Raw genomic sequence first — 20,258 nt, forward strand, 5'->3', positions numbered from 1 at the left:
AATTTCAGATTAAATTTGAACAACAATCTGAGACTATGGCCATCCTCTCCACCGATGCGGCAGCGCGCCTGCGTGCCGCGACCAACCGCAAACTCAAGATCGCAGTCGTAGTAATTTGCGTCGTCCTGATGACGCTCGTGGTCGCCTATTCGGAGCGTGATATCTCGCTGCCGGTTCACAGCGGGAAAGTCATGTAACGAGCGTTGCGCGCCAATAGAGATAATTTCGCGGAAAAGAAAAGGCCAATCCGAAGATTGGCCTATCTCTTTGATTCTATTGGTCGGGGTGAGAGGATTCGAACCTCCGACCCACGCTGCTGCCCCGGCTATGGTGCGTAGCGCACAGCGACTGCCAACTCGCTTTCTCCCAGAACATCGCTTAGTCGCCAAAATACGCCACGATGTGATCAACTGCAGTCGCGGCGGTCACGCGCCCCTCACCCTTGCAGTACACGCACAGCGGATGGAACCAGATACCCAGCGCGAGCCTTTGCCAAGCATATCGATACCCGCGCGTTGTACTGCTCTGCTTATCGGTCCGCAACGTCGCCGGCTGAACGACCAGCAACTACGTTCACATAGCGATCGGCATGACACAAGACATGACGCAACCGTCCCGATAACGACGTTCATGCAAATTCCATTATTGCCACATGGATAATAATGTTATAAGATTGCCATGCCGCAATTCTTATAACAAATCTAGGGAAATCAAATGTCTTGGAAAATCTTGCGCGCTTCTGCGCTCGCCGCCAGCATCTTGCTGTCAACTACTTCAGCAAATGCTGAGCTCATTACACTCGAAATGCATTTCAGCGGAGAGAGTCAGGACAACACCGTTCGCGCCGACGGTACCCTCACGATTGACGTGCCAATTTACGCCGAGAACGAATTTGTAGTTTCCACGTCAGACATCAGAGATTTCTCCATGATCGTAACCGGATCGAGAGCAAGCAATGGAGTTTTTAAGGAATCGATCCAGAAATATTGGTACGGTGATTATCCCGGCCTCGTAAACTTTTACTCCCCATCGAAACTCGACTTCACGAAAGAACTCGTGGGTCAGCGACTTTCAAATGGTGATCATTTTTTCACCCCAGGCGAGTACGACGAATCGGATCATATAATTCACAACGGCGGCTTTGGCTCTGGGGGCCACTCAGCGTCTTTAGCATGTACTATCAGCTGCCCGGGTTTGGGCCACCCGCAGAGAACGGTACTTGGGAATTGATCCGGTTAGAGTCGCTCCGCGCTATTGGGCACATCCCTCCTGCTCCAGTTCCCGAGCCAACAACCTACCTGATGATGCTAGCGGGGATGGCTCTCATCGGGACCGTTGCACAGGGTCGCAAAAAGATTTAAGCACTCCCTCGCAGAAAAGAACCTAGGGGCCAGCATACGCATGCATGTTTTGAGTAAGCTGTCCCGGTTTAGCTAATGATTATTTAACCCAGATTTTTCTGCGGTCAGATATTTGCCATCGATCGCTTGAATGACGTCGGCAATCGGGTTCAGCTGGCCAGAACCGTATCGATAAGTGCGGCGGCTTGGTCGTTACAGATAACGTTGGTGAAGGTCGCGCAGTGGTCCTTAACCGCCAAGTTGTGCCCAGCGAACTCCGAAGCCCCCGCCTTCGCTCCAGTCGAACCGACTTGACTGACGGGCGTAATGGCGTCGATGATCACCAGTATTTGGCCCCCGCCAGCTGGGCAATAATGGAGTGCATCGCCGTGATGTTTTGCGCCTGTGTGAAGGCCCCAGGAATGCCGTCGTTGTAGCTGTTGACGCCGTCGAGATATCAAACAACACGGGAGGAATCGACCAGTACCAGCGGGAGCTGTACGCGCAGGTGATTCCATACGGTGGTACCGCCAACGGTGCGCAGTGCTACCAGATCAAAACCTGGCCGGTATTGCGCATCGCGTGACTCAGGAAGCCGATTTAACTCAGCGATGTCTCGTCGCCGGATGCCGGGGCGCTGCCGGCTACCACTGGATTGCCGTACGACATGATGCTGTCGCCGAAGACTGAAGTGGAGTTGAGGGAGCTGATCACTGTTCCAGCCGATGTTGTGACGTTGTTCGACGATGCCGATTCAGGGTGGGACCGACCGAGTTGATGGCCTTGGCCTCCAACGATCATCCAGGAATCCGACGTACCAACCCACGATCCTAGTCACGCTATGCGCAAATACCTCCCGAACTTACCCTCACGATTCCGCTTCGCTTCTGCCATGTCAATTACCCGCATTCTCTGGCCGACAAGGCTCCTGAACTCGTCAACCGCCTCAGCTGTTACCTCACCCGCTGCATGGCGAGCCTCTACTTCCTGCATCCATGTCCTCCAATAGTCTCGTGATCATAGGCAGCCGAACTATCAACGGCGCTGGCAAGCTGAAGCGCACCAACGACAGCTACATCGAAGGGACACTCCGCGATGGCCTGCCGCTGACCGGCAAGCTGGTCAGCGCGCGCGGCGGCGAATACGAAGGCCACTTCAGCGCCGGCATCGCGCTTGGCAAGCCGTGCTCACCGGCATGACCACCTGCTACGAGGGCGAATTCCTAACGGCGTACCGCATGGCGAAGGCAGTTTCACGCCGACGGCTATGCGCCATCAGCGCTAGCATGGCGCACACGCGCCGTGCTACAAAAGGCCTATGCTCGCACAGGCAGAATGTTACGTTTGGAGAGAATTCAAAGCTAATAGTCAGGTACCATGCATTTCCATTTAACAACTGCAAGGCCCACATGAAATTTCTTTCACACATTGCCACTATCGCGTTGCTCGCGTTGTCGGCTGGAGTGACAAATGCGGCAGTCTACGTCGTTGCACATCCTGACGACTTAACTTTTCTCATGGGTGGAAACACAATTACAGATATCAAAGGAAACTACCCGACGGTTGTCGTGATTTTGACGGCCGGCGATGCGATGAATTTGAATCTTGCGAATAACCCCGCAAAACCTTCAAACATGCGCGACTACAACAACATGAGCCAACCATATTATCGCGTACGTTTATGGGGTCATGAAGCGGCCATTTCCACGTGGCTTCCTGCCGTCTACTCGAAGGTTCCACAGCGCTCGACAGAGTACTTCAGCGCCACCGCGCCTGCAGTTGAAAAGGTCATCCTTGGCAACGTCGTCAATTACTACTTAAACCTGCCCGACACTAAGATCGCAGCTCTGTACGACTCAGGCGGTGCGCTAAAAGATGTGGAAGGCGTCAACACCTATACTCAAGCGTCGCTTCGCGAAACCATTCGGCAAATTATTTCGCGGAACAATAAGAACACGCCTACGCTCGCGGTAAATTATCAGGAGCCGGATCCCGATCACATTGAGCCCTGGTACAACGAAGCAATGATTGTAAATGGCACATGGGTCATTCCCACCTACCTAAACGTGGACCATGGCGACCATACTGCCGCCGGTAAGTTTGTACGGGACGCCATCAATGAGAGTTCCAAGTACTGGTGTGTGGGCCAGATCATCTACATGGGGTACGCGACGACACTTTATCCAGAGGTCGCAAACCTGCGGTTGACGCATGAACCTGGGGCTCTCGCGATGAACCAAGTGCTTGTGGACAGAGGGAACTTGACATGGAACCCGACCTTACAGAATGGACAAGGCGGTCTACAGCGTGGGGCTTGGGATGACTTCCACAAAGCTTTTATCGGCAAGCAGAAATTCCGGCTCTATGGAATCCCCAACGCGGGAGCTTGCGCTTTCTAAAGGAAATTAAATTGGCGGAACAATCTGGCGCTCTGCCCGCAGCAGCACCAAGCCCGTCCTTAGATCGGCATGGAGGTGCCTCGACAGTAGGTTAGAAAAGACAAAGCCCAGTTCCGATATTAGACAATCGTCTAATATACAGCGCTGGGCTTATATACAGTTCTTCTTGTAAGTCTTTGATTCTATTGGTCGGGGCGAGAGGATTCGAACCTCCGACCCCGTGCACCCCATCCAGAACGGCACCCGCCGCAAAAGCCCTATTCATGCAGGTTTGAGCATTATCCATATAATATACAGTGTTTATAGAAATGGAATATCGCGGGGCATCGTCCAAGTTGGTCGATGAATATTATACGGCCAGTTGAGAGGTGGCAATCATAATCTCAGGCAGCCAGCCAGCGCCGCCTCCAGCGCGCCCTCGTACTTCCGGCCGCGCGGCCAGTCGCGCGCGAGCGCCAGGATCTTATCGCCGTCGGCGGCGTCCAGCGGCAACTTGTCGAACTCGAATGCCGGGCGACCCGGCACTTCCATAACGCACGGCACGTAGGTCGGCACATTGACAATCTGCGTTGCCGGCGGCGCTGTGCCGCAGCCGGCCAGAAGCACGAGGACCAAGACGATGTGTTTCATTTCAGATCCTTCAGCAACTGGTTGACGGCCGGCATGGCCTCGTCGCAAGTAGTGGCGCGCGCGCTGGCCAGCTTCTCCAGGGCGCCGTCGAAGCGGCGGCCATTCAGCGCGGCTAGTTGCTGGGCGGCGGCGCTGCGCTGCTCGGCGGCTCGCTTCTCGTCGGCGAGCTTGAGGATGGCGTTGTTCTGCAGGTCGGCGCCAGCCCGCAGCGCGGCGGTGGTCAACTGCTCCGCCTTCAGGTCACCCAGCGCCTGGTCGCGCGCGGAGCTGACGAACCACAAGGCTGTGCCGCCGGCGGCGCCGCCGACCACCAGCAGGCCGGCCAGTGCAATGGCGGCAACCTTCCAGATACCGCCGACGGCGACGCCGGCCAAGGAGTCGAGCGCGCTCACCGTGCGCCCGTCAGGCAGAGGTCGCGTTCGGCGGCGCGGCGCTTGGTCAGCCCGGGCAGCGGCACAAGCACGCCCATCACGCGAGCCTTGTCCCAGCGCGGCAGCTGATTGCATGCGCCGACCAGGTCGCCGACGTAGAGCATGCGCGCCGCCGTCGAGTTGGCGGTGCTGCACGCGATGCCGGGCCCGAGGTTGAACGCAGCGTCGGCGAAGGCGGCCAGGACCGGAACGGGCAGCCCGGGGCGGCAGGCCTCGACCTGCGCAACGGCTTTCTGCATGTCGACGGTCAGCAGCGCGCCGCACTCGTCCAGCGAGTACTTGCGCTTGGCGATGACGTCGGCGCCGGTGTGGCCGTAGCAGACCGTCAGGATGCCCGGCGGGTCGTAATAAGCGAACTGGCGCAAGCCTTCCGCCGGTACAGCGATGGCCGTGGCCAGGGCTGCCGCTGCAGCCGCACGTTGTTTAGCTGTTGCCATTTTTATCTCCAGAAAGTTCCTGTTGCGCGACGAGGCGCGCGAGCGCCGACGCCAGCGAGACGCCGCCGGCAATACCGGCGAACAGGCCGGGACGGATGCTGGCCGGCTGGTAGAACTGCACCACCATCTCGGCAGCGCCGAGCAGCGCGGCCAGCAGGCTGAATTTGAAAGACCACGCGCGCTTCAGGACGGCGCGCCAGTCGTCGATGAGTTTGAATTTCATTTGAGTTTCCAGAGTGCGTAGACGGCGGCGGCGGCGCCGGCCATTGCGGCGATCCACTTCGCCGGCCGCTCGAGCCAGCCCAGCACGCGGACGCCGCCGCGCATGGACGTCATCACCTCCGCCATGTCGCGCAGCGAGGGGATATCGAGCTGGCCGATTAATTCCTTGATGGAGTCGATGCCAGCGAGCGTTTCCTGGGTCAAGCGCGTGTTGCCCGTCATATTGCTTTTTAGCACGTGGAAATCGTTGACCAGTTCGTCGAGGCGCACGGCAACATGCGCCACAGCCCCCTCCACTTCCGTCAGCCGGCGCTGGTTGTCCTCGTGACGCGCGGCGTCGGTAAATTCGTCTGCTGGCATAAGCTCTTTCATTGGGCGTAAAAAACCCGCTGCTGCGGGCGGGTGGCGCTTGATTTGATTTATGGCGCTGGAGGATCTTCCGGCACCTCAGGCGGCTCGTCTGGATCACTATCTCGCCAGTCCCACGTCCAGGTATTTCCCGTTTCCCCGGTCTGGTAGGAGCACCACCAGTCCACGTGGCAGCGCGATGTATGTATGGCGTTCTTCCATAGGCCATTTTCGTAAAGATTTGCAGCAGCGGCATTCTCGAATCCGATGCATGGGTATGGCGGGAATGGCATGCTAAATCCTTAGTTGTATTCGATCAAAACCCAAGCGCGGCCGGCGTCGCCTGATAGCCATGACGAACCGGATGATGAGCCCGCTACGCCCCCGCTACCACCTCCATAGTCCGCGCTGCCGCTGGCAAAACTTGAGTTAACTTGGTTCCCTGCAAAACCGCCACTGGCGGCGAAGGTTACAGCGGGGGCAATCAGCGCCGAATTCTGGCCGGTGGCGATAACTGCGCCAGAGCCTGCCCCGGGAGCTGTTGCTGCAAGATTGGAGAAGGTCGACGACGCTACACCTACGGTACCGGCCCCGTTGAGGGTCAACGGCGTCTGCGCCACCTGCAAGGGCTGCCCCTGGCCGCCGGCCACCGTGCCGACGTTGCCTGCCGAGTTGTTGGCAGAAGGCCCGACCGCCCCAGCGCCGCCGGTAGGGCTGAACGTAATAGAGGCGCCACTGTTGGTTGCAGTTGCGGCCCCGGAAGCGCCACCGATCCCCGCACCGCCCGATGCAGCGTAAGAGGCGCCGGTAGATGTTGCGGTAGCGGTCGCGTTTCCTGATGGTTGCCCGGTGCCCCGGTAACCGAACGCGCCACCACCTGTTGCGGCTGCAACCGTGTTGTTTGAGATCGATGTGTTTGTCGCGGTAGCTGTTCCTGAAGCGCCGCCGGTAATATTTAGATCGCCACCAGTTGCAGATCCGCCAGCCACGCCAAGCGCTGTTGCGGTTCCTGGTGCGGTAGAAACCCCTCCAACAACGAACGCGGCGTTACCGCCCAAGCCGCCACCACATGTCACAGCCACGCCGGGGCCAGTTACCGTCGTAGTGCCGCCGTTGTTTCCGTTTGCTGATATACCGGTTCCGCCACCAACCCCGACGGCGCGCGCGCCCATCGAAAGGCTAAACGCATCGCCGGCTTTTACGTACACCGTTCGGATCGCGTACCCCGCGGCGCTTCCGCCGGAAGCGGCCGCAGCGCGCCCGAACGCTCCACCAGGGGCCACCGCTGCGCCGGAGCCGTCCGACCCCTTGACGTGAAATCGAACCAAGCCATCGCGGGGCGCCACCCATACCGTGCTACTTTCATGGAAAACAGCATTGCGGAACAGTGTAACGGCGGTCGCAGACCCGTCGCCGCGCCGAACTGTGACATTAAAAAGGGTGGTGGTTTCAGCCTCGAAGACAAGCTTATCCTCTGGTGCGAGGACCGTCGTCCCGCCTTCAACCACAATCGCCGAGTTGCTGGTGATGGTTGGCGTGCCCTTCACGATCACCGTGCGGCGGGCGCCAGGTTGCGGCGCTGGCGCGACGCCAGTGATAATGGCGTCGCCGGTCATCGCCATCAGATTGCCGCCGCTAGCCCACGGGTCGATGGTGGCCGCGCTGGCGATATCAGTACCCTTCTTTTCGTTGATAGCGCCGGTCATGTTCCCGGCCGTCATACCGCCGCCGGGGCCGCGCGCGCCGCCGGGGGCGATAGTCCAATCGCTGGCACTGCCGACGCCTTCGAAATCCATAACGTCGACGGTCAGCGTGTTTCCACTGTAAGAGTCCACCGGGCCGAACATGCGCAAGGTGGGGGTGCCCAAGCTGGCGATGGAAAGCAATTCACCGGGAGGGAACTGCTTTCCTGCAGGTACGGTGAAAACGCGCGCCCCGTTGCCCACCGTGATGGACGTGGTGCTGGTCGCGGTAAGTGACACGGCGCTGTTGGCCGAAGCCACCGCACTCTGCTGCGACGCCGTGGCGCTGTTTGCTGAATTGGTGGCGCTCTGGCTCGCGTCGCCCGCGCTGTCGGCCGCATCATCCGCGCTACCTTGCGCGGCGGTGGCATAGTTCTGCGCAGCGATCGCCTGGTTTCCAGCCTCTGTGGCGCTGGCCTCGGCCTCGCCGGCGTTGTGGACAACGTTATCGGCCAGATCCCCGAACTGCTGGGCGCTGGTCTCGTCCCACCGGATCTTGGCGTCCATCCGGTCATCGAATGTCGATTCGTCGCCGCGCTGCGGACCCGGCACAGGGGCTGGATCAATATATGGTACTGGTTCGATAGCCATTAAATAACGCCTTCCTGCGTAAATGAAACTTCACTCGTCAGAGCGGTTTTGTAGGTGACTTTGCCGTTGCAGAATCCAAAGTTATTGAGGCCGGAATAGGTGTCGAGATCGCTGCAGGAGATCATGCAAGGCAGACCCAGCGCGTCGACGAGGATGGCCTGCACCTGCCGCGCCTCATCCTTGTCGATCACCGCGCTGCCGGTGATGTCGAGGGCCTTTTTGCCGGGCTTGTAGCTGTTCTTGCCGTAGTTGTCGGTCTTTACATATCCGAAATTCTTGGGCTTGGCCTCGGCGCCCTGCTGGGTACGGCCGAGGGCCTTCACCATGCCCACGCCAAGCACGCCACACTTGACAATGGCGGCGGGGTCGCCGGTCAGCGTCACCGTGATTTCCATGTTTGAATATGGCGGGATGCCGGTGATGATCTTGCTCTTCACACTGGTGAACGGGTTGAACCAGTATTGCCAGTACGTTGAAGGACGGCTTCCACGCAGCGATCCGGTGTAAGTGAAAATCACATTGCCACCCGGGGCGTCCTTGATGACGACATCGACCGTCTTTGCGCCCTCCAGGCCATCCAGATAAACCATGTTGCAGGCGCCAGCCTTGAGCACCACCGTCATGCCCCCGGTCGCCGTGCTTTGCGTGCTAACGTAACCGTCGAACATCGCGTAGCGGTTGGTCGGATCGATGTCGACCCAGTAGATGATGGTTCCAAATTGCGTCGTGAGATCTTGCGGATCCTTCCCCTGGTTGGGTGGCGTGGCCGTGGTCGGCACCTGACTTTCATAGATCCGATGACCCTTGATACAGCGGTCACCCAGGCCGTACACCGTCGTCGAATTCCAGACCGGGTAGTCCGCTTCGGGAAGCGTGCTGCTGGTCAGTTTCGTATCATCTATCGCATACGGAACCATGATGCGAAGAATCGCCGTCATTTCACGACCTCCATGGCGATAGGCTGCCCTTTTTGAGCACGGTCCAAGACGTCCGCAGACGTTCCGGAGCTGGCAGCGATACTATCGAGCGCCGTCTGCATTGCGGCCATGGCCGTTGCCTGCTGCTGCACCACGGCGGCCAGCGTGACGCTGTTTTGCGCCGGGTCGGAGACGCGCGCCATCAGTGCCGCGACCTGGTCGGAGCCGGCCGAGGGGATCGCCGCCGATTGCTGCACGGCGGCGCGCGCATTGCCTGCCAAGATAGCCTGGTATTCAGGGCTGGCTAGGAACTGGGCGCGGATAGAATCCAGCCCAACGCCGGATGCCAACGCCGTTTCCCAAAATTTCAGCCCCGCCGCATCTCCCTGGCGGCCAAGTACCGAGGAATACAATTCCTCAATCTGGCTCCTGCTCGACGTCGCTACGGCGGTGGGGTTGGCCTTCAGGCTGGCGATTGCCGAAGCAAACAGCGCCATGGCCTCCTTCAGCCCGAGCGTGTTGCTGTTGATGCCCTTGAGGAGGTCGAGCCTCGCGGTGTCGTTGGCCAGTTGCAAGTCCAGCTTAGCCAACTGCGCTTCGTTCGCCGTTTGCAACTGCAACAGTTCTTTCTCGCTGCTCGCCTGGATCGCGTCGATCGTGTCGCCCAGCTTCTTGACGGTCAACTCCGCGTTGTCCACTTGCGCGCCGGCGGTGGCGCGCAGCGCGGCGATGGCATTGTTGGTGCGCGCCTGGTCGCGCGCGTAATCCTCGAAAGTGCCGAACAGGCGCTCGTTCGATTGCCCGGTAATCGTGGCGATAGCGCCGGCGAGCGCCTTGTTGTCGGCCAGGCCTGCGGGGTTTTTCAACGCATCGCCGAATACCGCTTGCGCCGCCTGGCGGCGAGCCAGGTTGGCTGCTTCCGACTCGATCTTGGTCGAACCCAAGGCGCCGTCCAGCGTCGAGAACACCGATTTGATAGCGGCGGATTGGGTCTGCGCGGCCTGCAAGCTCGCCTGGGCGCTCTTGACCGACGCCTGCGCCGCCGCCCGGATGGCGTTCGCCTGCTCGGTGTAGACGGCGTTGATACGGTCCTTCTCCGCGTTGATCGAGACGGTCAGGCGCGCCAGCGCTCCGTCGGCAACGCCCACCAGGGCGTCGTACACCTTCTTGGCGTCCTGCGCCGCGTAGATCTGCGCCTGCGTGGCGCGCGCCTGGTCCGTGAGCAGCGCGGCTAGAGCATCGGACCTCGTAGCGGCCAGCGCGCCCTCGGCGTCGCCCATGGCCTCCATCAGCTGGATGTCCAGGGTGCGCTGTTCTTTTTGCTGGGTCAACGCCTTGGCGGCCGCAGCAGCGGCGACGGCCACGTCGTCGATCATCGGCGTGACGGCGGCGAACGCCTGCTGCAACCCCATCAGGCCAGCGAATGTCTCGCGACCCTTGATCGTGGTCAGGTCAAGACCCTTCACCAGAGACTCGAACTCGTCACGCGTCTTGGGAACTGCCGTCACGCCGAGGTCGGCAAACGACTTGTTGAGCTGCTTCGTCACCGCGTCGATCCGCTCGGACTCGCTGAGGAAATTCTGCGAGAAGAATTCAGCGTTGCTGACGAAGTTGCCCAAGCCGCCCGACAGGGAAACCAGGCTTTCGCGCGCCTCCAGTGAACCGGCGCCGACCGCACCAAACTTTAGCCCGATGGCGCCCAGTGCGGCGTCGATCGCCACGTAGTCGCCAGCCACGCGACGCAGCGCCTCCGACGCGCTTTCGCCCTCTTGTGTGAGCTTGGCCAGCGAGGGCACCAACAGCGTCGACAAGTCATCGCCAACACTCGCGAACAGGGCTACCAGCTGCGCCTTGTCTTTTTCGACGTCACCGGTCGACGTAAGCTTGAACTGCTTCGTGTAGCCATCGATCCGGCTCGACTGTTCGCCGATGGCGCTGCCGAAGCCACGCACGGCGGCGACCATGTCCTGGATGGTCTTGTCGAAGCCGGCGTCGGTCTCTGCATCCAGTGGATTCGCAACAGGCGTCCGCTTGTCGCTACGGAACCACCCGCCCTTCTGGAGGATCGTGGCGAAGTTCTCAGCTGTGACGCCGCCGGTGTTGATCGCGCCCTGAATGCCGCTCGATTCGACGCGTGGCGCGCCCAGGCCGAAGGCCTTGGTCCACAGCGAGCTTCCGGACAACAGCGACGCGGTGCGCGAGTCCAGGCCCAGTTTGCGCAGCAGCGAGTCACCGGCGCCGATACCGACCGTGGCGGCGGCACCGACCGGGCCGAAGATATTCCCCTTGAGCGTGCTTTCTAACAGCTCTTTGGTGATGTCGCCGCGCTGCCCGTCAATCCGGTATCCTTGTTTGTAGAAGCCATCGTTCGCGGCCATGCCGGCGATGATCCAGCCGATGATCGGGATCGCCGATGCCGCGCCGGCGCCAGCGGTCAGGCCGCCGGCCGCCGCCGAATTGCCTGCTGCCGAGTAGGCGCTGGCCGCCGTGGCCGCCTGGCTGGTGGTGAGCGTCATGCCCGTACCGAACGCCGACACTGCCTGGGAGCCGAACAGGTTACCCAGGCTGGCGATCTGGCCGCCCATGCTCGCAGCAATGCCCGTGCTGAAACCCTGGTAGATGGTTTTTCCCATCGAGAACAGATTCGTCGCGGTACCGAACAACCCCGAGCCGCCGGCGGTGGCCGTGCCGCCGCTGCCGAACACGCTGGCCAGCTGGCCGCCGATGTTGGCGCCCTCGGTGCTGGTGCTAATGCTGATGATCCATTTCTTGATCGTCAGTTGATACAGCATGTCGAGTAGTCCGGATTTGAGCGCGTCCTTCAGACGGTCGAAGGCGCTTTTGCCGCCCTCGAAGATGTTCGTAAACGCCTCCTGCGCGGTGCTGTCGACCGATTCCCAGAATTTCTTGTTGGCGTTGATAGCGGCGGACTTGTTGGTGCCGACGATCTGTTCCTTGTTGAGCTCACGCATCAGGCGGGCCGATTCCCGCATGGCCTTTGCCTCGGCTTCACGGCCGACGATGGAATCGACGATGTCGGCCTCCAACTCGAGGCGGACAGCCCGCTCCTCCACAAACGATGTCGTCAGCGCCTGCGACTGTTGTAACGTCAGACCAAGCGCGGCGTTTTGGTCCGTCTGGGCCTCGACCTGCTTTTTCAGCGCGGACACGTCGGCCTGCCGTGCAGCGAGCCGGCCGTCTTCGGCTTCGAAAATCCGGCGCGTGTCTTCCACCTCCATCACGAACAACCGCTTTTGCAGCTCTGCGCGGTTGGTCAACAGCTGGGAATCCTTCTTCGCGATCTCGCCGCGTAGCTCGGCCATGCGCTGCTGCTTGGCTGCCTGATCATCCTCGCCGGCCGACTCCAGGGCGATGAGCGCCAGTTGCTGCTGAAGATTCGCCTTCTGGCGCAGGATCGAGTTGTCCTCGGCCTTCGACATCTTCTCGATGAACGAGATCCGCGTGTCGAGCGCCTTGTTCAGCCCGGCCTCGTCGCGCGCCTGGCCAGGTATCAGCGCGCGCTTGGCCGCCTCTTCTTGCGCGTCGCCGAGTCGCTTCAGATTGGCGATCTGCGCCTCGATGCTGGCGTTGTTTAAGTCGGCGTAGCCGTTGCGGATCAGGGCGACACGTTCCTGAATGTTTTTCTCGGTGACGGCTGGATCTTCCCCGCGCGCGGCAGCGTTCAGGCCCAGTTGCCGCGCGGCTGCGATTTCCTTCTCCATCGTCTGCCGGCGGCTCAGATATTTATCGCCCTCTTGGTCGAACTTAATGGCGGCATCGCGACGCTTCAGATCTTCGGCGCCATATTGAACTGTCATCTCGGCGACTTTTTTCTGGTTCTGCAAGCGGTCAAGCTGTCGCTGCGCGTCCTCTTTAGCGGCTTGCTTCTCGGCGGGCGTTCCACCAGCGAACGAGTAGCGTGCCAGGTCGGCCGCTTTCAGCCGTTTTTCTGCAGCTTTTATTTTGTCGTCGAGCGTGTTTTCGCGCCCCACATCCAGCATAAAATCCCACGCCGACTTGGCGGCGCTGCCGGTGGCATTCCATGCACGCTCCAAGTAACCAAGCGACGCCTGTATCGTCTTGGCGTTCTGGCCCATCGCGTCGCCATAGGCCTTCTGGGCAACCTTGGCGGCCTCGCTGGTCTTGTTTTGCTCCTCCAGCGCTTGGATCTGGCGATAGGTGGCCAGAGTTAGGTAGTTGTATTGTTCGTTCAGCTTGAACGTAGCCTCGAGCGGCGACTTGCCCAAGTCGGCGAACGCCGAGACCGTATCCTCGACCGCAATACCCAGGAACTTTTGCGCTTGAACTGCCGTGGTCGAGTAGCGCACCAGGTCCTCCGCGCCGACACGGCCAGTACGCACCAGCTGTGCCAGAACCTCGGCGTTTTTGCCGATAGTGCCAGCGGCGACCGCCGCCTGCCGCGCCATGGTGTCGAGCTGGCCAGTGGTCACGCCAGCGGCATTGCCAGTCATGACAATTGAGAGGCGGAACGCGTCCGTTTCCTTGCTTCCTTGATAGTAGGCCAGACCGACAACGGCTGCTGCTGCGGCGAGCACCGTGTAGGGATTGACTAAGCTACGAAGGTAGCCGGCCAGCGCCTGCGCCGCCTCGCCAAAAGACCCGAACATATCGCGTAGCTGCCCGCCCTGTTGGATCAAGACTGTCAGCGGATTTTGACCGCCCTGCAAGCTGGTGATGATGTCGGTAAGCTGCGCAGGCACGCCGCGCAGGTTGGCACTCAGCGCCGCGACCGATTGCGACGTCTGGTTGTACGCCGACCCGCTGCGCAAAGCCTCCTCGCCCGCCTCCTGCTGTTTCTTGCGGACGGACTCCAGCTGCTCCAGGTAGGGGCGCAGCACGTCGACATTAGCGCCGCGCTGGTTGGCAAGGGTCTCGTAATACGACCTGGTGCCCCGCTCGCCGGCCTCGGTGACGGCGATGGTGCGCTCGATGCTGCTCTGGATCGAACGCGTGGCGCGGTCCACCGTGGCAGCGCCGCCGCTGGTGGCAGAGCCGATCGCATCGACTGCGGCGGCGCCGCGCCGGCCGAGCGTGGTCAGGCTGCGGCCGGCACGCTCGATGCCAAGCTCCATGCTGTTGATGCCGGCATCGACCCCGCTCGAATCCACATCGAGATTGATTGAAGCGGCGCCGATTTGATCAGCCATCTAACTCTCCTTTTGCTGCGATCTCATAGCGGTCAGCGCCGCCGACTCCATGACACGCAGTTCCTGCATGCGAATTTCGTACTCTTCCGGCTCCAACCGGGCACGGTCGAGCTTGTGATGCGCGATCTCATACCGGTAGCCGATGATTCCTCCCGGGCCGACGTTCCACTGCGTCGACATGTATTCGAAGAGGTACCATGCGGGCCAGTTCTCCTCGAAGACCTCCACCGCCGCCAGGTCGGACAACTCCAGCCCCAGCCCGGCCAGCTCGTATTCGCTGGGCGGGGCCGTGTAGTAGTCCGTCGCGACGGCTACGAGTTTTTTACGCGCACCTCGGCGACCGATTTCTGGTACTTCGCCTCGATGGCTTGCAGCGCGCCCGGGAATTCGCTTTCCACCCACATGAGGTGATCGACGTCGAACGGCTCGGTCATGTCCCAGCCGCTGGCGATCTGCAGTACGCGCTCGGCCGATTTCTTGGTGCTGTCGGTGTAGAGTTTTTCGACGCTGAAGTCGGCGGCCTTCCTCTCGTCGGTCTTTGCCTTTTCAGCGGCGATGAGCGCGTCGCGTTCCATCGAGTCTTCGGCCCGGCGCTCGTCGAGCAGCTGGGCGAACGCCTTACGGTCGCGGTATTTGAATGTGACGTTGATCACATCGACGCTGTCGTCCAGCAGGACGATCTCGACCGCTTTGGTGAACTGCTTAGGGTTGCTGCCAAGTTTGATAGCCATGTGTTTTCTCGCTTTTGTGGTGGGATAAAAAGACGGCCCGGAAGCTATCCGGGCCGCAAAAACCCGGAAGGCCCGGGCATGACACTCTGGTGAAAAGGTTAGGTGGCGTAGCGCACCGGTTTGCCCTGCAGCGCGAAGCCGCCACGGCACGCCATGATTTGGCCCTTGGTCATGCTCGGGGTCTCGTCGAAGGACACGTAACCGTTGTAGAGCAGCACGCCGCCCTGCGGCAGCGTGGCGCGCAGCGCGGTGAGCTTGCGGGAATCGCGTGCGGATTTCATCGCGGCGTAGCCGGGCAGCGTTGGATCGTCGGCCACGGTGATGGCCAGCGACTGCGCGGTGGTGGTGCTCGGGATTTGGCTCTGGTAGTCGTTCTCGAGGAACTCGTACTGGATGTACTGCGGCTCGCCGCCCGAGCTGGTCAGTTCGGTGACCTGCTGGATCTGGGTCCACGAGTTGATCTTGCGGATCGTGCCGACGCCGGTAGCCGCCGGGTACAGGGTCAGGTCCTGGGTATCCAGGCCCTCCAGCACCACCGTGGTGCCGGTGGGCGTTTTGGCGCGGAAGATACGGCCGTTGGCGCGCGACCAGCCCGAGTTGAATTCGAGCAGGTCGCCGGCCGAGTAGGTGTTGACGACGCTGAGTACCGTTTCCGCCGCGTTGGTGGCGGCGGTGACGGTGAGGACGCCCGCGTAAGCGGTTGCCAGCGCCAGGATGATGCCGTTTGGCAGTTGTACCGACATGATGATTCCCTTTCAGCCCGAGGGCGAATGGTGTTACCCGTTGAGGGCGAAGGCGGGCCTGGCTTGGCCCGAGAATTAGCTGCTGGCGATGTCTGCCCAGCAGCTGAAGAATTGGTAGGTGCCGTGCAACTTCGTTTCCGGCTCGTACCGTGTAAGTTGTCCGGTCTGGACGGTGGTGCTAAGCGCGGCTCGCGCGCGGAGGATGGTTTCGGCTTGCTGCGCGAAGTGCAGAGCCTCGTCTAGCGATTTCGACCACACACTGACTTGAATTCGGGCGTTCTTTTTGCTCGGCTGGCCGCCCTCCAGGAAGTTGAGCGCCTGGCCGCCGGTGACCTGCCAGGTGACGTACGGCGGCGCGGCCCCTTCCGGCGCCACCGACGGATACACCCGGTTCGCCATCAGCCCTTTAAGGGCGTCGAACAGTTCGGATTCCATGCTCATCGACGCCCCACGATCTGTTGCACCTGGTCGGCCATGGCTTGCTTCGCGTACCGGAACGCCTCGGGGAACTCCGACAGCGCGGCGCCCAGGAAGGACTGCGCCGCCGCGCTGGAGGTGCCAAACTCGACCATGTGGCCGTACGGCGCCTTGATGTGGTTCCAGCTAATCCGGTACGACTTCAAGGTTGGTCCGGACTTTTCCGGCTGGAACGCGCGGTAGATCGCCCGTTGTAGATTCCCCGGTAGGAATGTGTAGGTCACGCCGTTCTTCTTGGAATTGCGCCCGTAGAATGTGTGTGCCTCATCCGAGACGGGCACGAGCAGCTTCGCCTGCACGTACAGCACGCGCGCCGCGGCTGCGGCGCCGGCCATGGCCACCTCGTCCTTGACCGCCTCGCCGAAGTTGCGGACGGTCTGGCGCAGGGCATCCAATCCGGAGAGGTCGACGGTGAAGCTGCTCATACGACGCCCCTCTCGCACATGAGCAACAGCGTGCGGTTGTCCTGCCCCAACACCGCCAGGACGTTGTAGACGTCGGCGCCGTGGAGCACCCGCATCGCCGCGGTGACGCCGGCGCGGTACCGGATGGTGATCCGGGTGGTGACGCCCGCGCTCTCGGCGTCGGCCGCGACGAATTCCCTGCCGCTGACATCTTTGATTTCAGCCCAGCACTTGCCGTCGCCATCGACGATCACGTTGGCCCAGCTCTCGATAGGCTGGCCGATGCCGTCCTGCCCGGGGCCGAGCGCCTGGATGGTGATGCGCTTGTTGAGGCGCGCGGCCAGGCTCATGCATAGCTCCGGATGCGATCGAGCAACCCGTTGACGAATTTCGACTGGACGGTGTCACGCTCCATCCGCGTCGCCGGGTCGAACTGCTCGGCGAGCTTGGCCAGGATGTACAGCTGGACTTCTTCCGGCGTTTCAGTGGGGTCGTTGCCGTATCCGCATTGCAGCACCACAACCACGGCCGATTCGTCTTCGGCGGTCGCGGGCCAACTGGCACCGCGCGCCGGGGACAGCGTGCTGGCGTAACGGCTGCGATTGAGGCGATATTCCGAGTCGGCCAGCACACGCTCGGTACCGACCTGGTCGATGTAGGTCACGGATGTGACAGTCATCACAGGGTGCGGAAGACTGATCTCCGTAGCCATGGTGCTCGGCACCGGCTGACCAACCGCCCAGCACTGCACGCCCGGAAAAGCTGGCAGGCGAACCTCCCACGTCTGCTCCATCATGCGCTGGCCAGTTTCGTGCTCCAGATCGGCGATCACACCCTTGGCCCAGATGGTCACCAACGCATCCATGTCGCTCCCGTCAATGCGTAAGGCCGACTTGGCATCTTCCAGGGATATGGCGAGAACTACCGGCGCGGCCACGCGGATCATGGTCATCGTTCAGTCCTTCATCAGGCGATCGCCGCCGCTGCCTGCTTCATCCGCACGTCTTTCAACGTGGTGACGCGCAACGCATTGCTGGCTTCTTTTGCGGCGATCCACGGCAGCACGTAGGTCACCATCGCGGTGTAGTAGGTGTTCCAGCCGATGTGCGTTGCCAGGATTGCGATACCCTTGTTCGCGATTGCCTGCTCCAGGTAAAGCCGGATACGGGCAAACAGCTGCAGGTCGGTAGGCGACGATTGCGAACCATCCCAGTTGTAGCAGCTCAGCGCGTAGGGGTCGCCGGGCGGGTTGCACTCTGGGAAGCTGAGCGGCTGGATGTTGTCCGAGCAGAACGAAACCGGCGAGCCGACCGCCCCCACGGTTTGCGATACGCCAACGGTGTAGGTCGCGCCGATGGTGTTGGGTGTTCCGGTGGCGAACGCCACGATTGTCTGATCCGGATCGGCGCCCAGACCGACCAGAACACCGACACCGATCGTCCCACTGGTGACCGCCGTGATGGTCAATACGGTACCGACGATATACCCGGAGAACCTAGCGCCGACGCTGGACGGGCCATTGCGGAACTGCCGCGAGGTGGTCAGAACATTGATGTTTTCCTTGTACTGCACGGCATTGGGGAAGAACGGGCCGCCGCCGTCATTGGAACCATCGCGCGCACCTTCAGGATCGAGGCCGATGGATACCAGGTTCATCATCCCCTGCAACTGGTTCTCCCGCCATTCGCGGGCGGTCAGCTGCTTGGCACTTTCCTCGTTGTAGTTCTGCATGCCGAACTGCCAGCCGTGGGCATTTTGCAGCGAACGGCAGTTGTCGGGGGTCAGCGTGCCGCCCGTGAGGTTGCCGCCGAAGCTGCTGGACAGCGGGCTGAGATACGCCATAGCAGGCCAGCCGTAAGGGGCTAGTGCGATAGCTGTTTTGTACATGCTGTACGCGTAGCCATCGTCATGGGCGAATATGACCGATGCCCGGTCGGTGGCCTTTTTCACGACCATGAAGCGTTCGGGCTGCATGATCGCGCCGACCAGCGACGTATATCGGAATCGGGCATATTTGATGCTCGCCATGTCGGCGCCGGCCCCAACGGCAGTGAAGTGATGCGCGCTGAACGCCCTCGCGCCAAAGCTGTTCACCGGGACAATGCCCTTGGTCACGTCGGCGATAACGCTCAGCGCATGGTAGTCGGCGCCGCTGCCGTCGACCGTCGAGAACAGCTCAATAACCATCGCCGTCGGGTCGTTGGAGCCAACCGATTTGATGACCACATGGATATCGCTGTTCGCCGTGTTGATGCCAGCCGCATTGTTGAGCGTGCTGCCGATGATGTTCTCGCCGGAGCTCGTGGTGGTGACACGCACAGCGGTTGTTCCCGCGAACGTCGTAATCGGCGCGTTGACGGTAGTGACCTGATCAGCAGAAACGACATTCACGTCGGCGACGGTGGCGCCGATACTGCCGGCCAGCACCGCCACATTCGCAGCCACGTTGAACATGCTGATCGTCTTGCCGTGCAGGTTGAACTTCGTGAACGGCATGAAGCTCGACATCATCACGAAATCAGGGTCGATCGTCCAGTTGTTGGTGCCGAAGCGCTGTTTCATCGCCCCCAGAGCCTGGTCGGCCAGAACGAAGTTTCGACGCGGCAGGCCCGGGACGTGGTCGAACACTTCGGTTTCGAACGTTACCGCCGGGTTTTCATTCTTCGCGCCACCGGCGCCGTTGACGGATATCAGATTCGCGTTCGTTACCAGGAACAGCGCCGACTTCCCACGCCGCAATTTGATTCGCTCGCCGGCCGCGACCTTGACATAGATGTCGGCGATGCCAGAGGCTGTTACTTCCACGGCCGCGCAGACGGCGCCGGCGAGAATCGAATAGGTGGCGTTGCCGTTCGTGGTCACCCGCTGGCGGCTGATCGTGTACGTAGCACTGGTGTTGATCAGCTCGGCGGTGACCAGCGTTACCATGCTGGTCGGCGTGGCGGTGGCGTAGTCGGTGCGGCGGAATGCCACCTGGCTGGCGTTGGTGATGCCGAGGATCAACCGCTCTTCGTCGGCGCGGATGGTCGAGAACGCGCCGGCGCCACCGAGCTGGAACTCGATGTTGATGCCCTCGGTGTTGCGGATGACCATCGCATTGCATGCGGATGCGGCGAATGCGACGGTCGCGCCAGCAGTAGGTGTGGCCGACGTGGTCAACGAGACACTCGACAGGCTGACGTAAGTCTCCTGCCCAGCGCCAGGTGGGCGCTGGGCCACTGCCAAGAGGCCATCGGCGCCGAGCGTGGCGAGGTTGCTCGGCGTGCCGGCTGCCGCGATGGCGGCCGAGGCGGCGGTCAGGGCTTGGACTTGCGTCGCGGTAATGTGTCCGGCTTGCGCGGTCGTGGCAGCCGGAAGATTGATTATGGGCGTCGACGCCGAGCCAGTCTTCGTCAATGGCCCGGTAACGCTCACCGAGCTGACGCCGCCACCTCCACCGCCAGCCGGAACCTGAGCGCCACTTTCATCAACAAGCTCCAGAAAATTGCCGGCAGCATCGCGTCGCGCCAGTACTTCCCACGACTGATCTGGCAAGACCGGTGGGACGTATGGCGTTCCGCCGGTGAGATCCGTGGTTGCTTGTTTCGCGAGAACCAGGCCGGCCTCGGTGGCAGCATCCAACGTGACGATGGCGTTCGCAGGGTATTGTTCGTGCGCGCACAGGAGGCGGATGGTCATT

Annotated in this window: 21 protein-coding genes; 5 read left to right on the top strand and 16 right to left on the bottom strand. The window is 61.2% G+C overall.

Going from position 1 to position 20,258, the window contains the following annotated elements; all coding sequences use genetic code 11:
• The first annotated feature begins 35 nt into the window (after positions 1-35).
• From AC07P1_RS02135 to AC07P1_RS02155, 5 genes are all read left to right on the top strand, one after another.
• The gene (locus tag AC07P1_RS02135; RefSeq protein WP_494694277.1) at positions 36-197 is read left to right on the top strand and encodes a hypothetical protein; all 162 of its coding nucleotides are present in this window, start codon (positions 36-38) and stop codon (positions 195-197) included.
• A 517-nt stretch (positions 198-714) separates the two neighbouring features.
• Positions 715-1,230, top strand: a complete 516-nt coding sequence (locus AC07P1_RS02140; RefSeq protein ID WP_494694801.1) for a hypothetical protein — start codon at positions 715-717, stop codon at positions 1,228-1,230.
• Entirely contained in the window at positions 1,173-1,361 is a 189-nt protein-coding gene (locus tag AC07P1_RS02145) for a PEP-CTERM sorting domain-containing protein (protein WP_494694278.1), read from the top strand. The genes AC07P1_RS02140 and AC07P1_RS02145 overlap by 58 nt, the downstream gene beginning before the upstream one ends.
• Before the next feature lie 992 nt (positions 1,362-2,353).
• The gene (locus tag AC07P1_RS02150) at positions 2,354-2,539 is read left to right on the top strand and encodes a hypothetical protein (RefSeq protein WP_494694279.1); all 186 of its coding nucleotides are present in this window, start codon (positions 2,354-2,356) and stop codon (positions 2,537-2,539) included.
• Positions 2,540-2,748: 209 nt separating this feature from the next.
• Positions 2,749-3,738 (top strand): PIG-L family deacetylase, encoded by a 990-nt coding sequence (locus AC07P1_RS02155; RefSeq protein WP_494694280.1) that lies wholly within the window; start codon positions 2,749-2,751, stop codon positions 3,736-3,738.
• A 375-nt stretch (positions 3,739-4,113) separates the two neighbouring features.
• Here the strand turns inward: AC07P1_RS02155 and AC07P1_RS02160 are convergent, their stop codons facing one another.
• From AC07P1_RS02160 to AC07P1_RS02235, 16 genes are all read right to left on the bottom strand, one after another.
• The gene (locus tag AC07P1_RS02160; RefSeq protein ID WP_494694281.1) at positions 4,114-4,368 is read right to left on the bottom strand and encodes a hypothetical protein; all 255 of its coding nucleotides are present in this window, start codon (positions 4,366-4,368) and stop codon (positions 4,114-4,116) included.
• Positions 4,365-4,760: a hypothetical protein gene (locus tag AC07P1_RS02165; RefSeq protein WP_494694282.1), complete on the bottom strand. Its 396-nt coding sequence runs from the start codon at positions 4,758-4,760 to the stop codon at positions 4,365-4,367. Before AC07P1_RS02165 ends, AC07P1_RS02160 begins: the two co-directional genes overlap by 4 nt.
• Positions 4,757-5,236, bottom strand: a complete 480-nt coding sequence (locus AC07P1_RS02170) for a lysozyme (protein WP_494694283.1) — start codon at positions 5,234-5,236, stop codon at positions 4,757-4,759. The genes AC07P1_RS02165 and AC07P1_RS02170 overlap by 4 nt, the downstream gene beginning before the upstream one ends.
• Positions 5,223-5,459 (bottom strand): DUF7940 domain-containing protein, encoded by a 237-nt coding sequence (locus AC07P1_RS02175; RefSeq protein ID WP_494694284.1) that lies wholly within the window; start codon positions 5,457-5,459, stop codon positions 5,223-5,225. Before AC07P1_RS02175 ends, AC07P1_RS02170 begins: the two co-directional genes overlap by 14 nt.
• A complete protein-coding gene (locus AC07P1_RS02180) occupies positions 5,456-5,818 on the bottom strand; it encodes a hypothetical protein (RefSeq protein WP_494694285.1) in 363 nt (120 codons plus the stop codon). Before AC07P1_RS02180 ends, AC07P1_RS02175 begins: the two co-directional genes overlap by 4 nt.
• 290 nt (positions 5,819-6,108) lie before the next feature.
• The gene (locus tag AC07P1_RS02185) at positions 6,109-8,139 is read right to left on the bottom strand and encodes a hypothetical protein (protein ID WP_494694286.1); all 2,031 of its coding nucleotides are present in this window, start codon (positions 8,137-8,139) and stop codon (positions 6,109-6,111) included.
• A complete protein-coding gene (locus tag AC07P1_RS02190) occupies positions 8,139-9,077 on the bottom strand; it encodes a hypothetical protein (protein WP_494694287.1) in 939 nt (312 codons plus the stop codon). Before AC07P1_RS02190 ends, AC07P1_RS02185 begins: the two co-directional genes overlap by 1 nt.
• The gene (locus AC07P1_RS02195) at positions 9,074-14,224 is read right to left on the bottom strand and encodes a phage tail length tape measure family protein (protein ID WP_494694288.1); all 5,151 of its coding nucleotides are present in this window, start codon (positions 14,222-14,224) and stop codon (positions 9,074-9,076) included. Before AC07P1_RS02195 ends, AC07P1_RS02190 begins: the two co-directional genes overlap by 4 nt.
• Positions 14,225-14,470 (bottom strand): DUF1799 domain-containing protein, encoded by a 246-nt coding sequence (locus tag AC07P1_RS02200; protein ID WP_494694289.1) that lies wholly within the window; start codon positions 14,468-14,470, stop codon positions 14,225-14,227. It abuts the gene before it with no gap.
• 65 nt (positions 14,471-14,535) lie between these two features.
• Entirely contained in the window at positions 14,536-14,955 is a 420-nt protein-coding gene (locus AC07P1_RS02205) for a phage tail assembly chaperone (protein ID WP_494694290.1), read from the bottom strand.
• Between the two features lie 98 nt (positions 14,956-15,053).
• A complete protein-coding gene (locus tag AC07P1_RS02210) occupies positions 15,054-15,698 on the bottom strand; it encodes a phage tail protein (protein ID WP_494694291.1) in 645 nt (214 codons plus the stop codon).
• A gap of 75 nt (positions 15,699-15,773) precedes the next feature.
• Complete coding sequence (locus tag AC07P1_RS02215; protein ID WP_494694292.1) at positions 15,774-16,139, bottom strand: DUF3168 domain-containing protein; 366 nt, start codon at positions 16,137-16,139, stop codon at positions 15,774-15,776.
• Positions 16,136-16,600 (bottom strand): HK97-gp10 family putative phage morphogenesis protein, encoded by a 465-nt coding sequence (locus tag AC07P1_RS02220; protein WP_494694293.1) that lies wholly within the window; start codon positions 16,598-16,600, stop codon positions 16,136-16,138. The genes AC07P1_RS02215 and AC07P1_RS02220 overlap by 4 nt, the downstream gene beginning before the upstream one ends.
• Positions 16,597-16,929: a phage head closure protein gene (locus AC07P1_RS02225; protein WP_494694294.1), complete on the bottom strand. Its 333-nt coding sequence runs from the start codon at positions 16,927-16,929 to the stop codon at positions 16,597-16,599. Before AC07P1_RS02225 ends, AC07P1_RS02220 begins: the two co-directional genes overlap by 4 nt.
• Positions 16,926-17,531: a head-tail connector protein gene (locus AC07P1_RS02230; RefSeq protein WP_494694295.1), complete on the bottom strand. Its 606-nt coding sequence runs from the start codon at positions 17,529-17,531 to the stop codon at positions 16,926-16,928. The genes AC07P1_RS02225 and AC07P1_RS02230 overlap by 4 nt, the downstream gene beginning before the upstream one ends.
• Before the next feature lie 14 nt (positions 17,532-17,545).
• On the bottom strand, positions 17,546-20,257 hold the full coding sequence (locus AC07P1_RS02235; protein ID WP_494694296.1) for a hypothetical protein: 2,712 nt from the start codon (positions 20,255-20,257) through the stop codon (positions 17,546-17,548).
• Between the last annotated feature and the right edge of the window lies 1 nt (position 20,258).

It is taken from the genome of Duganella sp. GW821-FHT07F09 (assembly GCF_059418705.1).